The sequence below is a fragment of the Prevotella veroralis genome (assembly GCF_018127765.1).
In the GTDB taxonomy this organism is placed as follows: Bacteria; Bacteroidota; Bacteroidia; order Bacteroidales; family Bacteroidaceae; genus Prevotella; species Prevotella veroralis.
Genome location: NZ_CP072331.1, coordinates 921,851 through 935,894, shown reverse-complemented (window position 1 = coordinate 935,894; position 14,044 = coordinate 921,851). Strand labels below are relative to the sequence as shown.

The following is a 14,044-nucleotide window of genomic DNA, read 5'->3' as shown; positions in this document are numbered from 1 at the left end:
CAGGTTAGCAAGTACTTTAACGTTTATCTTTAACTTTAAACATCAAGACATTGCATACAAAAGAAGAAAAATTAAAAGCCTTTGCACGTTTGTTGGATGTCCAGGAACGTCTTCGCAAGGAGTGCCCTTGGGATAGAAAACAAACCAATGAGAGTCTTCGTCCTAATACTATTGAAGAGACTTTCGAGTTAGCTGATGCTCTTCTCAAGAACGATTCAAAGAATATCTGTAAGGAATTGGGAGATGTTATGGAGCACGTTGTGTTCTATTCAATGCTCGGTCAGGAGAAAGAAGAGTTTGATGTTGCTGATGTTTGCAATGCGCAATCAGATAAATTGATGTTCAGACATGATTTTATTGACTGGACAGGATGGGAGGTTTCTCGCTCGGATATGGCTGTAAATGCTAATGGGCAGGTGGTTTACAAAGATGAATTGAAACAGCAAACAAGCGATAATCAGCAAGCAGCACCTAATACGGCAACGCAAGTTGAATCTACTTGGGAACAGCGAAAACAGCGCGAAAGAGATGGAAATAAGTCTGTTCTCTCTGGTGTTCCAGAATCATTGCCAAGTCTTATAAAGGCTTATCGCATACAAGACAAGGCTCGTAATGTGGGTTTTGATTGGGAAGAAAAAGAGCAGGTATGGGACAAGGTTTATGAAGAGTTAGGCGAATTGAAGGCAGAACTGCAGAAAGAAGATAAAGAGCGTTCAACCGAAGAGTTTGGCGACTTTATGTTTTCGCTTATCAATGCAGCCCGCCTCTATCATATTAACCCTGATAATGCACTCGAACATACGAATCAGAAGTTTATAAAACGATTTGATTACATCGAAAAGAAAGCGCGTGAAAAAGGTGTCTCTATAAAGGATTTGACACTCGCAGAGATGGATCAATATTGGGAAGAAGCAAAGAAACTATAAGAACTAAAGATATTAAGCACATGAAAAGGAGTTTTTATTTAGTTATTTCATTGATTATCCTTGCTGCTGTTTACGCTTGTAAGGATAATAAGGCAAAGTCGTCATTGGCTCAAGCAAGTGGTAGTACCGATTCTTTGACTGTGGGCGATAGTACTGTTTATGGTACTATGGTTGACGGTGCAATGAACTCATTAATCTTACTTACGGATAAAGGCGATACGGTTGAGTTCTTAGTAAATCCAGATGACACTGTCGAAGTTGTTAAAGGAGGAAAGATTAATGGTGACCGCTTTGCCGTGATTGGGTATAAGGAATATGGCGATAACTTCATGCGTTCTGCCATTAATCTAACTTCTCTATTAGGAAACTGGACAAGTCTTGATCGTAACTTCGAGATTAAAGAGGGCGGAACGGTTAGTTCCAGTCTTCAATCAGAGAAGAATCCTTGGACTTCATGGAAGATTTGGAATGGTAAGTTGATCTTATCAAAAGATACCTTTGATGTTGATAACCTCGGTGCGGACTCACTATCATTAGAAAATCACAATGGTATTTTTGTCTTTACAAGAGGAAAGTAAGATTTAGCTGATAAAACATTATAATGCTCGTGTCGTGTAATAGCTCTTTGAATGAGATTTAGCTAAGCGATTCGAGCATTTTTATATTCGTTCGTATTGCTGTATGGAACCATTTACTGTACGTATTTTAGGCTGTGGAAGTGCCTTACCTACATTGAGACATTATCCTTCTTCGCAGGTTATTGAACTGAGGGAAAAGCAATTTATGATTGATTGTGGAGAAGGAACGCAGATACAATTACGTAGGTTGCACATCCATTTCTCTAGAATTATAGCTGTATTTATTAGTCATCTTCATGGCGATCATTGTTTTGGATTACCAGGAATGTTGTCTACATTTGGTATGACGGGGCGCACCGCTCCTCTACATATCTATGCTCCTTCTTCTTTTGAGCCTATCCTTCAGCAAACACTCGACTTCTTTTGTCAGGGATTAGGGTTTGAGGTAATATTCCATGGCTTAGATACAACTCAACAGAAAGTTATTTATGAAGATCGTAGTCTGACAGTTGAAACGATTCCTTTGCAGCATAGAGTAGAATGTTGTGGATTCCTTTTTAGAGAGAAACAAATGCTCCCGCATATTCGTCGAGATATGATTGATTTCTATCATATCCCAATCAGTCAGATTAATAACATAAAGAATGGTGCTGATTGGATTACTCCTGATGGAGATATTATTCCGAACGACCGACTTACATCGCCTGCTACTCCTGCCCGTAGTTATGCTTATTGTTCCGATACGAGATATATCAAGTCACTTTCTAAGCAAGTTCAAGGAGTTAATACACTTTATCATGAAAGCACATATCTTGCGAAGGATGCCGATCGTGCTAAGCTCTATTGGCATAGTACGTCAGAACAAGCAGCGAAGGTAGCACATGATGCAAAGGTTGGTAAATTACTTTTAGGTCATTATTCCGCTCGATATAATAATGAAGAGCTACTATTAAAAGAGGCTCAAGCTATCTTTCCGAATACTATCTTATCACAAGAGGGGATGGTCATTGATGTTTAAGACAAAGTTAACCTACAATTAAAACAGAGTGGAATTAAAATGACCATTGTGTAGTAACATAATCTTTAAGTAGAATGAAAGAAAGCTATAAAATATCTACTAAACCATGAAACAAGATAGGGTAGTATTAGAGTTTACCGAATAAAAAAGTCCCAGACGAATGGTCTGGGACTAAAGATTACTTGTCTCACGACAACTAATCTTCTAACCTTAATAATCTAATACCATGAAAAACACGTTGCAAAGATATGCTTAATTCACAATCATTCCAAACTTTTTTAGTTAAAGAAAGTAAACTTATTGATATTTAGAGTATTATTCTTTAATACTATTCAACAAGCCTAACTTTCCTTCATTTACTAGCTTGATAATGAGCTCACCAAATAGTGTGTTCTGCCAAGCAAACCACTCTCTAGTGTAGTTATTAGCATCATCTTTGTTAAAACTCTCGTGCATGAAGCCCGTACCAGCGTCTGTGTTCATCAGCATCTCAATGCACTTTCGTATCTCATTATCGTCTTTTGACGTGAAAGCACGCATCATGATGGACATAGGCCACACCATTTCATAACCGATGTGAGGCCCTCCAATACCCTCACCGACCTTTCCTCGGAAGAAATAAGGATTATCCTCGCTCCACACGAAACGGCGAGTATTCTGATAGATAGGGTCGTCCTGGCTTACATCTCCTAAATAAGCCATGGCAAGCAAACTAGGTACGTTAGCGTCATCCATCAGTAGATGATTACCGAAACCATCTACTTCATAAGCGTAAATCTTGCCATACTTGGGGTGATCATACACCGCATACTTCTTCAAAGCCTCACTAACTTCATCAGCCAAAGCCGTACACTCCTTTGCAAGACCAGCCTCTTTATTCACCTTCAATAGGATTTCAGCAGCCTTACGAAGCGATGACACCGCCATAAAGTTCGATGGAATGAGGAAGAGAAAGGTTGTTGCATCGTCCGACGGACGGAAAGCTGAGGCGATCAAACCCACTGGCTTCACTGGAGCACCCCATCCCGCATTGTTCATAGTGTCCAATGCTCGATCCGTAACACGCAAGAACTTATAGCTGCCGCGGCCTTCTTTCTTCTGTTGTTCACGGAATGTCTTGAGGATATTCTCTACTGCTTTGAGCCACTCGGAATCAAAGACACTGGTGTCACCAGTGGTTTTCCAGTATTCAAAAGCAAGTCGGATAGGGTAGCAAAGAGAGTCTATTTCATACTTCCGTTCGTGCAGTTCGGGCTTCATAGCCGTTTCGTCACTCATCCAAGGGCCTTTCGAATCAGGTACCTGATTGAAGGCATTGGCGTAAGGATCGATGTTTATGCACTTCATCTGGCGGTTGATAACACCTGCCAACATCCTTCGTAGCTTCTTATCTTTGCCTGCCAGTTGCACATAAGGCCATACTTGAGCCCCCGAGTCACGCAACCACATAGCGGCAATGTCGCCTGTATAGACAAAAGTATCAGGTGTCCCGTCAGGGTTCTCACCATAGTGTACGGTGGTATCAAGCGTGTTTGGGAAGCAATTCTCAAACATCCATGCCAGTCGTTTATTAGTTAGTTCACTCACAATAAGCCTTATCTCTCTCTCAACAGCATCCGATTTAAAGAGTCGGTCAGCCTCTTTAGGACGCTTAGAAACAAGTGTCACAGCATCAGTTGGGCAAGTAAAATGACTGACCGAAGCTTTTTCTATATTCAAGGCGTTGGCTGACTGCGTATGAAATGCAATGAGTGTGAGGCATACTGAGGCGATAAAGATTTTCTTATGCATATATGTTTTAATTAGTTTTCTATTGATATTCATTTATGTAATCGATAATCTTCTGACATTGATCATCGCTCATTGTTGGGTTACAAGGGAGAGATAGTTCTTGCTGATGTATGCTTTCTGTAATGGGATAAGAGAGCTTATTCCATTCTGCATAAGCCTTTTGTTGATGTGGTGGGATAGGGTAGTGGACCATTGTTGATATTCCGTTATCATTCAAGTAAGACTTTAATCTATCACGGGAGGGGCATAAAACAGGGAATATATGATACACATTATCACAGTCGCCATCGGTAGTCATTGTGATTAGTGGGTTCTTAATACCTTGTTGATAAGTTTTGGCTATCTCCTTCCGTTGTGCATTTTCTTGATCAAGATAACGGAGTTTCACATCTAAAACAGCTGCTTGAATCTCATCCATACGGCTATTTACGCCCTTAAAAGAGAACTCATATTTACGTGCCGAGCCATAGTTAGCAATGCTACGGATAGTCTCTGCCAATGTAGCATCATCTGTTGTCACGGCACCAGCATCGCCTAATGCACCGAGATTCTTACCTGGGTAGAAGCTATGGGCAGCTGCATTTCCCAATGAACCAGTGCGTTTCTTGCCATAAAAACAGCCATGTGCCTGTGCGTTGTCTTCGATGAGAAGGAGGTTATGAAGCGTACATAGCTCGCCAATCAGCGGTGTATAAGCACATCGCCCATAGAGGTGTACGAGTAAGATAGCCCGTGTCTTCGATGTTACGGCAGCTTTGATGAGTTGGTCGTCAAGCTCCAGTGTATTAATATTAGGCTCTACCAAGACAGGAGTCAAATTGTTTTCTGTAATGGCAAGGATAGTTGCAATGTAGGTATTAGCGGGTACGATGATTTCATCTCCAGTCTTCAATCGTCCTAACTCCTTGTAGGCTCGAAGGATGAGAGATAGCGCATCAAGTCCATTTCCACATGTTACGCAGTGTTCCGAACCAATGAATTTAGCGTAATCAGCCTCAAATTGCTTCGTTTCCTGCCCTTGCAAATACCAACCAGAACGTACAACACGTTCCAAAGCGTTAGTAATTTCATCACCGTGAAGGGCTGTTATATCCTTGAGAGAAAGGTAGTTAATCATTTTCCTTACCAGTTAGTTATGTCCTTACTTACCCTTGCTTACCGGATTATTCAGCTTTTCCATGGGCATAACATCCCACTCATAGCAATCGTAGCAAACACCCCGCCCCCCAAAGCCTTCCTTTTGGAAAATGAGAGGAGCATTGAGTTTCCGCCCATTCTCTTCGGTGCTTTTACCAAAGTCAAAGTATCCTTGGCGGTCAGCATATACCTTATTTATAAGATAATCGAACAGAAAATCCAGTGCACCGAGGCTCTTTCCCTCTGGAGAAGCAGATATATACTGTGTGTGAATGACTTGCGGTGTCTCGAAGATGAGGGTTCCGCCAAGTGGATTACCAACCTTATTAAATGCCATGAAAAGGCGGATAGACTTAGGGAAACGGCTCTTTAGCAATTTAAGTTCAGCTAGAGAATGAACAGGGTGAGTATTATATTTATTTGAAAGATTATCGTTTAATATCCCCCAAAAGGCTTCCATGTCCCCGCTTTCAGCAATGGTAAGTTCTGAGTGAGTGGCTTTTCTAATCCCACTCTTACGACTTTCCGTGAACTTTAGATGCTGGAGAAGAGGAATAGTTGTGGATATATCACGAATTGTTAAACGTGCTTTGCACACATTAAGAAGTGCGTATAAGTCTTCTTCAGCGGGATATTTGTGGTAAATCCATGGTATAGACTTGTACACTACATGCTTAAATCCTTGTTTGTTAAGATATTCGTTGATGGAAAGGAATACCTCACAAATATCCTCTGCACATGCTTTTGTGTTTGTAAGAAGTCCTCCGTAGGTTAGTCCTTGGTGTGAGTAAAGCGTTGTATCAACCTTATTGGCAGGCAAAAGGGCGTAGGGTCGTCCCTTCCGATAGACCATTAAGGAACAATCAAGGAATCTATCGGCATGGTAATCCATGTAAGAACGATTGAAAAGGAACGTTCCTTGCTTCGATCTCTGCACGAAGTTATCCCATTCAAGTACCTGTTCTCTAGTATATTGCCTTACTTCAAACATGCTGTATTAGGTGCATCAATCTTGGAATAAAAGCATTATTTCTAAACTACTTATGGCTTAAATAGTTTATAAACTCGTCATAGTTACGAATGTAATCAGCCTCATCAAAAGGGGCTTCAGCCAATACAAGACACACAGCACCCGATGAGAAATCATCGAGCGTGCGCCATATATCAGTATCAACAAGTAGCCCTTGATAAGGATGATTCAGTAGGAAGGACTCCTTTCTGTGCCCATTATCAAGTGTAACAGTGAATGATCCACTTACAGCAATAATGAATTCGCGACAGTGTTTATGTGCATGTCCACCTCGAGAAGTACCTGATGGAACATCATAAGTCCAATAAGCACGGGCGACATGGAAGGGTATGTCCTTCATACCTTGGGCTACTGTCAGGTTTCCCCGAGGGTCAACAACCTTCTGCAATGATATTATCTTTCCTAATGAAATCGCGTTGTCATTCATTACTTAATGTGTCATTACCTCCTTATTAATACTTCTTCATATAAGGATCAGTGCCCAATACGGTTGCAGCAATACGTTTCGTTTTATCGCGCAGTTCGTCCATATCGGTTCCAACCTCACCATAACAGAGAGCTACTCCCATACGTCTTCCAACATGAGCGATAGGCTTTCCGAAGATACGCAAGCGTGTTCTGTCTTCCTTACAGGCTTCTAAAAGATTGTAGAACAGCGGCTTGCTTGAGTCAATTGGAGACAAGATGACAGCCGAACAACCTGCATGTTCAAGGTGAATAGCGGGTATTGGCAGTCCCATCACAGCCCGGAAATGAAGCTCAAACTCGTTGAAATTGGTGGTATGAGCCAATGTTACCATACCAGTGTCATGTGGTCTTGGAGATAACTCGGAGAAGATTACCTCTCCTTGTTTGGTTAGGAAGAACTCAACTCCCCATATACCATAACCTGTAAGAGCATTTGTTACCTTTTTAGCAATGTGTTCTGCCTGTCGTAAAGCGTCTTCGGAGATAGCGTAAGGTTGCCAACTTTCACGATAATCGCCTCCTTTCTGTATATGACCGATAGGTGGGCAGAAGAGGGTAGGACCGTTCTTTTGGGTGACGGTAAGCAATGTGAACTCGCTATCAAAGTCTATGAACTCCTCGATGATTACCTCTTTTACATCGCCACGAGCCCCTTCCATCGCATTTTTGAAGGCTTCTTCGAGTTCTGCATCATTGTGAACATAGCTCTGACCATGCCCACTTGAACTCATCAAAGGCTTTACTACACATGGAAAACCTATTTCATCGGCAGCTGTCTTGAACTCTTCATAAGTCTTGGCATAGAAGTATTTGGCTGTTCGTAAGCCTAATTCACGAGCAGCAAGATCACGAATAGCACGTCTATTCATCGTGAAGTTGACTGCACGAGCAGACGGGGCAATCTGTATACCTTGCTGTTCATAGTTGAACAAACGCTCTGTCCGGATTGCTTCTATCTCTGGAACGATGATGTCGGGACTATGGAAGTCGACAACAGCATCAAGTGCTGTGCCATCAAGCATGTCGATTACTTCCGATTCATCGGCTACTTGCATTGCAGGGGCGTTATCGTAACTATCACAAGCCACAACATACTGTCCGGCACGCTTAGCAGCAATAGCAAACTCCTTACCCAGCTCTCCGGAACCTAATAGCAGGATCTTTTTCATGTGTAGTTTGGGGGATTGTTAATTATAAAATAGGATGTCCTTATATATAATAAGGTGTAAAGGGGAGTACAAGCATTGCACTCTTTTACCTTCCCTTCTTAGTGTACATCATGTCATAATACTTCTGATAATCACCAGAAGTGACCTCTTGTATCCAGTTCTGATGCTCTAAGTTCCAACGAATAGTCTTCACAATACCATCAGCGAACTTAGTTTCTGGATACCAGCCAAGCTCTTCCTTGATCTTTGTTGGGTCTATGGCATAACGTGCATCATGCCCGAGACGATCTGGAACATGCGTTATCAAGTCATTATTAATCCAACTGATATCAATGTCACCATTGGCATCCTTCACTTGTTTCTTTAGTATGGTACGTAGGTTCTTATCCTCGGCCATCATGTCATGAATGGTCTTGATAGTAAGTTTCACAATGTCTATATTCTTCATCTCATTGTGTCCACCAACGTTATAGACTTCTCCCTCACGTCCTTCACGTACTACCATATCTATTGCCTTGCAATGATCTTCAACGTAAAGCCAGTCTCTTACATTCAGTCCCTCACCATAGACAGGGAGCTTCTTGCCCTCAAGTATATTGTTGATGATTAATGGGATGAGCTTCTCGGGGAAGTGATAAGGACCATAATTGTTAGAACAACGCGTAATACTTACAGGCATGTGGTAAGTGTCACGATACGCCATTACAAAGTGATCAGCACTTGTCTTACTAGCAGAATAGGGACTATGAGGGCAAAGAGGAGTTTCCTCTGTGAAATAGCCTTCGGCTCCGAGCGATCCATAAACCTCATCGGTTGATACTTGATGATAGCGTTTCCCAGCCTTCCATGTAGGATAGCCCTGTTCGTCCTTACCAGTTACCCATGCCCGACGAGCTGCGTCCATGAGGTTCTGTGTACCAAGGATATTCACAGAAAGGAACAACTGGGGGTCTTCAATGGAGCGGTCTACATGACTCTCTGCAGCAAAGTTTACGAGGTAATCAATATCATTCTCAGCAAAGAGACGATCAACTAATTCGCGGTCACGAATATCTCCTTTCACAAAGATACAACGCTTTTCATCAATGTTATCTTTGATTGTTCCGAGGTTTCCAGCATAAGTAAGTGCATCAAGGATAATCACCTTGATATCCTCATTAATATATTTCTTATGGAGCAGATACTTGATGTAATTTGCACCAATAAAGCCTGCCGCACCAGTTACAAGATAGGTCTTCATATTCAAAACTATTATTTATTATATATTTATTTCTTATCACTTAATGTTATAACTTCACAATCCGTGAATTTATTGCCATCGATGGTCAGTCTTACTAAAGTTCGTTCTTTATGCCACCCACGTATACCAGCTGCACCGGGATTGATATGTAACATGTTAAGCGTTTTATCGAACTGCACCTTTAATATATGTGAGTGTCCATCAACGAAGAGATTAGGTGGTGAAGCGTAAAGCATACTTTGTACCGAACGATCATATCGACCAGGATAACCGCCAATATGCTTTAGTAAGACATCAACATCCTCACATTTGAAACGTAGAATATCGCGATAACGCGCCCGCATCTCATAATCATCTATATTGCCACAGACGGCTCGGAAGATAGGTTTCATTGCTTCGAACTTATCTGCAACCTCCATAGATCCAATGTCACCAGCATGCCATATCTCATCACAAGCACCTAAGTAATACTCGTACTTATCGTCCCAGTAGCCATGAGTATCAGAGATTATACCAATCTTCTTCACACCCTTCTCCTTATAAAATCGGCTATTAGATCCTTCGTACCTTCCAATCCTAAAATGCTTGCATCTATACAAAGATCATAGCTTTCTGCGTGCCCCCATGTCTTAGCGGTGTAATAGTTGTAATACTTTGCCCGCTCACTTTCACCATTTTCAATGAGTTTTCGTGCTTCATCCTCCGTACATCCACGACGCGCACAGACGTTAGCAATGCGAGTTTGCATCGGTGAGGTGATAAAGACATTCACGCAGTTTGGATTGTCACGAAGTATGTAATCTGCCGTTCTACCTACAAAAACACAACGATCATTCTGCTTAGCTACATCACGTATAGCATCACTTTGGAATTGATAAAGGCTCTCTTGCGAGAAGTTACTCTTATAGAAATCGCTATCAGCTAATAGTGGGAGGCGGATGTTAAAATGGGTCTTCAAGAAACCTTTCTGCTCATCATTCTGTTCAAAGAACTTCTCTGAAAAGCCGCTCTCTTTGGCTGCCAGATTAAGAATTTCACGGTCATAAAACTTGCAATCGAACTCCTCTGCCAATAGTTTGGCTATAATTCGTCCACCGCTTCCAATCTGTCTACCGATGTTTATGATTAGCTTTTTTCTCATATTTTAGATTGTTATTTATAACACAAAATATTATGCTGTCTTTGTCTGTCGTTTAATCCGACGAACAAAGATAAACATGATAATGGCAGCAATGAAAGATGCTGTAAAGTCACTCGAAGGCAATGCTGCCCACACGCCATCCAGTCCGAAGAAGTGGGGGAGGGCTGCAAGTAGAGGTAAGAGGAACAACAGCTGGCGTGAAAGAGACAAGAAGATACTAACCTTCACCTTGCCAATACACTGGAAGAAGTTGGTCACCACCATCTGATAACCTATGAAAGGATACATCATCATATTGATTTGTATGGCTTTGATAGCCTGTTTTATCAATTCCGGGTCATTAGTGAACATACGCGCACAATAGTATGGTGCCAAGTGAGCGATGAGCCATCCTGTCACCATAATTCCCGTTGCTGCAAAGGCTGCGTACTTCACTACGCGCATGAGTCGATCGGTCTGCTGTGAGCCATAGTTGTAGCCCGCAATAGGCTGCATACCCTGATTTAAACCGATAACAAACATCACGAAGATCATGGCAATACTATTAGCAATACCATAGGCACCCACTGCGATGTCACCACCATATCGAACTAATTGGTTGTTGATGAATATGACCACGACACAAGCACACACATTCATTAAGAAAGGAGAGATGCCAATAGAGATAATATTGTTTACCAAGTTACGCTTCAATCTATAGATTCCCTTTTTCAGATGTAATAGTTCCTTCTGATTGGAAAAGAGCCTCATTTGCCAACAAAGAGCCAATGCTTGTGAGATAACAGTAGCAAAAGCTGCACCCCTAATACCCCAATGCCACCACCATATAAAGATGATGTCTAGGAGTATATTCATTAACACCGTGAAAATGGTTGCAGCCATTGCTTGACGTGGCTTAGACGCTGCACGTAACACGGCATTCATCCCGAAGTACATGTGAGAGATAACATTTCCTGCCAAGATAACTTGCATAAAGCTCCGAGCATAGGGTATTGTTGCATCGCTTGCACCGAAGAATCGCAAGATAGGATCAAGGAAGGTGAGGCAGATAACACTAACCCCTATACCTATAATTAGGTTGAGTGTCACCGTGTTCCCCAAGATGTTCTCGGCTGCAGCATAGTCTCTTTGACCTAACTTCACACTAATAGCTGTGGATGCTCCTATTCCAACGCCAGCACCAAAGGCGGTACCTAAGTTCATAAAAGGAAATGTAATAGCAAGTCCGGAAATAGCCATCGGACCTACCACTTGACCTATAAAGACTCGGTCAATGATGTTATATAAAGAGGCTGCCGTCATAGCTACTATTGCTGGCAAGGCATACTGCGCCAACAATCTACCAACAGGCTTTGTGCCCAACTCTAATGTAGCTTTCTTATTATCCATCAGGGGGGTATTACATACCTTTAAACCATTTCTATTGAAAGAAATAGGTAATTTTTACTTCTGAAATAGTCGACTTCCATGTATAGAAAAAGCAATTACCAATGATTAAACAAGCAATGCTAATCTTACTAATACATCCTCTTCACTATGTTGCAAAAGTACGAAAAAAAACTGATATTTGCCTTTTATCCCAAGTAAATATCAGTTTTATAATCCTTATTGATAATGTTTTGCACTATTAAAGATGAACTCTTAAACCAGTTCCACCTTATCCATCTCTTGTTCCTTATCACAATAATGACACTTGAGAATACCTTTCTCTTTGTCAACAACATGGAAGATGGTGTCCATTGGTTCGTTGTTTGTGATACATTTAGGGTTGTTACATCTTACAATGCTCCGAAGCTCATCTGGTGTTACGACCTTCTTCTTCTCTACCACTTCATAGTCATTAATGATGTTCAACACCACGTTCGGTGCTACAACCGACAGACGGGAGATCTCATCATCAGTGAAGAATTTATCACTAACTTTGATGATTCCCTTTGTGCCTACCATCTTCGATGAGAAGTTATAACCGATAGTAACAGGCGTAGAGAGCTTCTGGAGCTGTAAGAGGTTGACCACCTGAAAGGTCTTCTCAGATGGTATATGATCAATAACAGTACCGTTTTCAATAGCGGCAACTAAGCGTTCTTTCTTTGACATAATAGGTTCCTTATTATTTTGCTTGCGTTACTTCAATATGGTCGAAGACATCTCCAGCTGTCACTTCTATCCCGAGTTTGCGAGCTTTCCCTGTTTTATTTGCTTTGATAAGGATATGATATGTATTTTCAACTACCTTGATGTCAAACCAATCATGTGATATCTGATAGAAGTTCTGGGGCTTTACACCAGCATAAATAGTTTTGTCACCAGTTGAAGCATGTGACAACCATGGTCGCTGATAGTTCTTACATATCAAAGTATAGGTACCACCTTCAGCAGGAACAGTGATACTCTTTGGATCACCAGAATAGTTCGCTTCCCATTTCATAGGTTCCCAGCTACCTTCTATTTCTTCGTTGCTACAACTAACCAGAGTTGTGAAAATAACTAAGAACAGTGCTGCCAACGTAATTTTATTTACCCTTTTCATAAGCTTTATATGTTAGATGTCATTTGATATAGGTCTATTATAATATCGTCTTATCGGCTTTCACCTCCTCTAACGATATACCCAGACAATGGCAGAAGATGGCTTCTCGAGCGAAAAGACCATTGCGTGCTTGCTGAATGTAATAAGCATGTTCGCTATCATCAACATCGTATGCAATCTCATTCACACGTGGGAGAGGATGTAAAATCTTCATGTTTGGACGTGCTTGTGAGAGCATATCACGATGGAGAATATAGACATTCTTCACCCGTTCATACTCCATTAAGTCAGAGAAGCGTTCCTTTTGTACGCGCGTCATATATAATATGTCTGCATGAGCTATTACATCAGGAGTAAACTCCTCATGCTCTTCAAAGCGAATACCATGCTCTTTGCAATAGAGCTTATATTCGTCCGGCATAGCCAGTTCCTTTGGTGCAATAAAGTGAAAAGTAGGGTTAAAATGGCGCATAGCCATGATAAGCGAATGTACAGTACGCCCATACTTCAAGTCTCCAACGAGGTAGATATTGAGGTTCTCAAGCGTTCCCTGCGTCTGATAGATGGTATATAAGTCCAGCAAACACTGTGAGGGATGTTGGTGCGCACCATCTCCTGCATTAATAATAGGTACAGGAGCCACTTCTGAAGCATATTGCGCAGCCCCTTCAATATAGTGTCGCATGACGATAGCATCCGCATAATTGGAAACCATGAGGATGGTATCTTTCAGCGTCTCCCCCTTACTTACGCTTGAAACTTTCGCATCCGTAAAACCAATGACACGTGCTCCAAGGCGATTAGCAGCCGTTTCAAAACTTAGTCGGGTACGTGTAGAAGGTTCATAAAAAAGGGTTGCTACCACCTTACCTTTTAGTAATTCACGATTAGGATGAGCCTCAAACTCCTTCGCCATATCAATGAGGTAAAGCAGTTGTTGACGATCCAATCCTTCGATATTCACAAAGTTCTGTCTTCCCATCTCTATCCTGTGATGATTTGATTGATTTCTGTTT

15 protein-coding genes are annotated in these 14,044 nt (G+C 41.5%); 3 read left to right on the top strand and 12 right to left on the bottom strand.

The genetic code is table 11. The annotated features are described in order from the left end of the window. Positions 1-50 precede the first annotated feature (50 nt). From mazG to J5A55_RS11965, 3 genes are all read left to right on the top strand, one after another. The gene (gene mazG / locus J5A55_RS11975; RefSeq protein WP_004382041.1) at positions 51-926 is read left to right on the top strand and encodes a nucleoside triphosphate pyrophosphohydrolase; all 876 of its coding nucleotides are present in this window, start codon (positions 51-53) and stop codon (positions 924-926) included. Positions 927-946: 20 nt separating this feature from the next. Continuing rightward, positions 947-1,504, top strand: coding sequence for a lipocalin-like domain-containing protein (locus tag J5A55_RS11970; RefSeq protein WP_039851057.1), 558 nt, complete (start codon positions 947-949; stop codon positions 1,502-1,504). 103 nt (positions 1,505-1,607) lie between these two features. Continuing rightward, positions 1,608-2,522 (top strand): ribonuclease Z, encoded by a 915-nt coding sequence (locus tag J5A55_RS11965; protein WP_004382043.1) that lies wholly within the window; start codon positions 1,608-1,610, stop codon positions 2,520-2,522. A 315-nt stretch (positions 2,523-2,837) separates the two neighbouring features. On the opposite strand, the gene J5A55_RS11960 is transcribed toward J5A55_RS11965, so the two are convergent. The 12 genes from J5A55_RS11960 to pyrB form a co-directional block, all read right to left on the bottom strand. After that, a complete protein-coding gene (locus J5A55_RS11960; protein WP_039851058.1) occupies positions 2,838-4,313 on the bottom strand; it encodes a glycoside hydrolase family 125 protein in 1,476 nt (491 codons plus the stop codon). A 19-nt stretch (positions 4,314-4,332) separates the two neighbouring features. Next, positions 4,333-5,430 carry a DegT/DnrJ/EryC1/StrS family aminotransferase gene (locus tag J5A55_RS11955; protein WP_004382045.1) on the bottom strand — a complete coding sequence of 366 codons (1,098 nt, stop codon included), beginning with the start codon at positions 5,428-5,430 and terminating at the stop codon, positions 4,333-4,335. Between the two features lie 24 nt (positions 5,431-5,454). After that, positions 5,455-6,441, bottom strand: coding sequence for a GNAT family N-acetyltransferase (locus tag J5A55_RS11950; protein ID WP_211802947.1), 987 nt, complete (start codon positions 6,439-6,441; stop codon positions 5,455-5,457). 46 nt (positions 6,442-6,487) lie between these two features. Next, positions 6,488-6,907 (bottom strand): sugar 3,4-ketoisomerase, encoded by a 420-nt coding sequence (locus J5A55_RS11945; RefSeq protein WP_004382047.1) that lies wholly within the window; start codon positions 6,905-6,907, stop codon positions 6,488-6,490. 25 nt (positions 6,908-6,932) lie between these two features. Next, entirely contained in the window at positions 6,933-8,117 is a 1,185-nt protein-coding gene (gene purT / locus J5A55_RS11940) for a formate-dependent phosphoribosylglycinamide formyltransferase (protein ID WP_004382048.1), read from the bottom strand. A gap of 85 nt (positions 8,118-8,202) precedes the next feature. Beyond that, positions 8,203-9,357 carry a dTDP-glucose 4,6-dehydratase gene (gene rfbB, locus J5A55_RS11935; protein WP_004382049.1) on the bottom strand — a complete coding sequence of 385 codons (1,155 nt, stop codon included), beginning with the start codon at positions 9,355-9,357 and terminating at the stop codon, positions 8,203-8,205. Positions 9,358-9,383: 26 nt separating this feature from the next. Beyond that, positions 9,384-9,884 (bottom strand): metallophosphoesterase family protein, encoded by a 501-nt coding sequence (locus J5A55_RS11930; RefSeq protein ID WP_004382050.1) that lies wholly within the window; start codon positions 9,882-9,884, stop codon positions 9,384-9,386. Continuing rightward, a complete protein-coding gene (locus J5A55_RS11925) occupies positions 9,881-10,498 on the bottom strand; it encodes a cytidylate kinase-like family protein (RefSeq protein ID WP_004382051.1) in 618 nt (205 codons plus the stop codon). Before J5A55_RS11925 ends, J5A55_RS11930 begins: the two co-directional genes overlap by 4 nt. Before the next feature lie 30 nt (positions 10,499-10,528). Beyond that, a complete protein-coding gene (locus J5A55_RS11920; RefSeq protein WP_004382052.1) occupies positions 10,529-11,887 on the bottom strand; it encodes an MATE family efflux transporter in 1,359 nt (452 codons plus the stop codon). 252 nt (positions 11,888-12,139) lie between these two features. Further along, positions 12,140-12,595, bottom strand: a complete 456-nt coding sequence (gene pyrI, locus J5A55_RS11915; protein WP_004382054.1) for an aspartate carbamoyltransferase regulatory subunit — start codon at positions 12,593-12,595, stop codon at positions 12,140-12,142. Between the two features lie 13 nt (positions 12,596-12,608). Continuing rightward, on the bottom strand, positions 12,609-13,028 hold the full coding sequence (locus J5A55_RS11910; protein ID WP_004382055.1) for a BACON domain-containing protein: 420 nt from the start codon (positions 13,026-13,028) through the stop codon (positions 12,609-12,611). A 37-nt stretch (positions 13,029-13,065) separates the two neighbouring features. Next, a complete protein-coding gene (gene pyrB, locus J5A55_RS11905) occupies positions 13,066-14,010 on the bottom strand; it encodes an aspartate carbamoyltransferase (RefSeq protein ID WP_018910029.1) in 945 nt (314 codons plus the stop codon). Positions 14,011-14,044 lie beyond the last annotated feature (34 nt).

Excerpts from the sequence above, each read along its gene's own strand:
- J5A55_RS11970 (WP_039851057.1), top strand. The coding sequence starts at position 947 with ATGAAAAGGAGTTTTTATTTAGTTATTTCATTGATTATCCTTGCTGCT.
- J5A55_RS11965 (WP_004382043.1), top strand. The coding sequence starts at position 1,608 with ATGGAACCATTTACTGTACGTATTTTAGGCTGTGGAAGTGCCTTACCT.
- J5A55_RS11960 (WP_039851058.1), bottom strand. The coding sequence starts at position 4,313 with ATGCATAAGAAAATCTTTATCGCCTCAGTATGCCTCACACTCATTGCA.
- J5A55_RS11955 (WP_004382045.1), bottom strand. The coding sequence starts at position 5,430 with ATGATTAACTACCTTTCTCTCAAGGATATAACAGCCCTTCACGGTGAT.
- J5A55_RS11950 (WP_211802947.1), bottom strand. The coding sequence starts at position 6,441 with ATGTTTGAAGTAAGGCAATATACTAGAGAACAGGTACTTGAATGGGAT.
- J5A55_RS11945 (WP_004382047.1), bottom strand. The coding sequence starts at position 6,907 with ATGAATGACAACGCGATTTCATTAGGAAAGATAATATCATTGCAGAAG.
- purT (WP_004382048.1), bottom strand. The coding sequence starts at position 8,117 with ATGAAAAAGATCCTGCTATTAGGTTCCGGAGAGCTGGGTAAGGAGTTT.
- rfbB (WP_004382049.1), bottom strand. The coding sequence starts at position 9,357 with ATGAAGACCTATCTTGTAACTGGTGCGGCAGGCTTTATTGGTGCAAAT.
- J5A55_RS11925 (WP_004382051.1), bottom strand. The coding sequence starts at position 10,498 with ATGAGAAAAAAGCTAATCATAAACATCGGTAGACAGATTGGAAGCGGT.
- J5A55_RS11920 (WP_004382052.1), bottom strand. The coding sequence starts at position 11,887 with ATGGATAATAAGAAAGCTACATTAGAGTTGGGCACAAAGCCTGTTGGT.
- pyrI (WP_004382054.1), bottom strand. The coding sequence starts at position 12,595 with ATGTCAAAGAAAGAACGCTTAGTTGCCGCTATTGAAAACGGTACTGTT.
- J5A55_RS11910 (WP_004382055.1), bottom strand. The coding sequence starts at position 13,028 with ATGAAAAGGGTAAATAAAATTACGTTGGCAGCACTGTTCTTAGTTATT.
- pyrB (WP_018910029.1), bottom strand. The coding sequence starts at position 14,010 with ATGGGAAGACAGAACTTTGTGAATATCGAAGGATTGGATCGTCAACAA.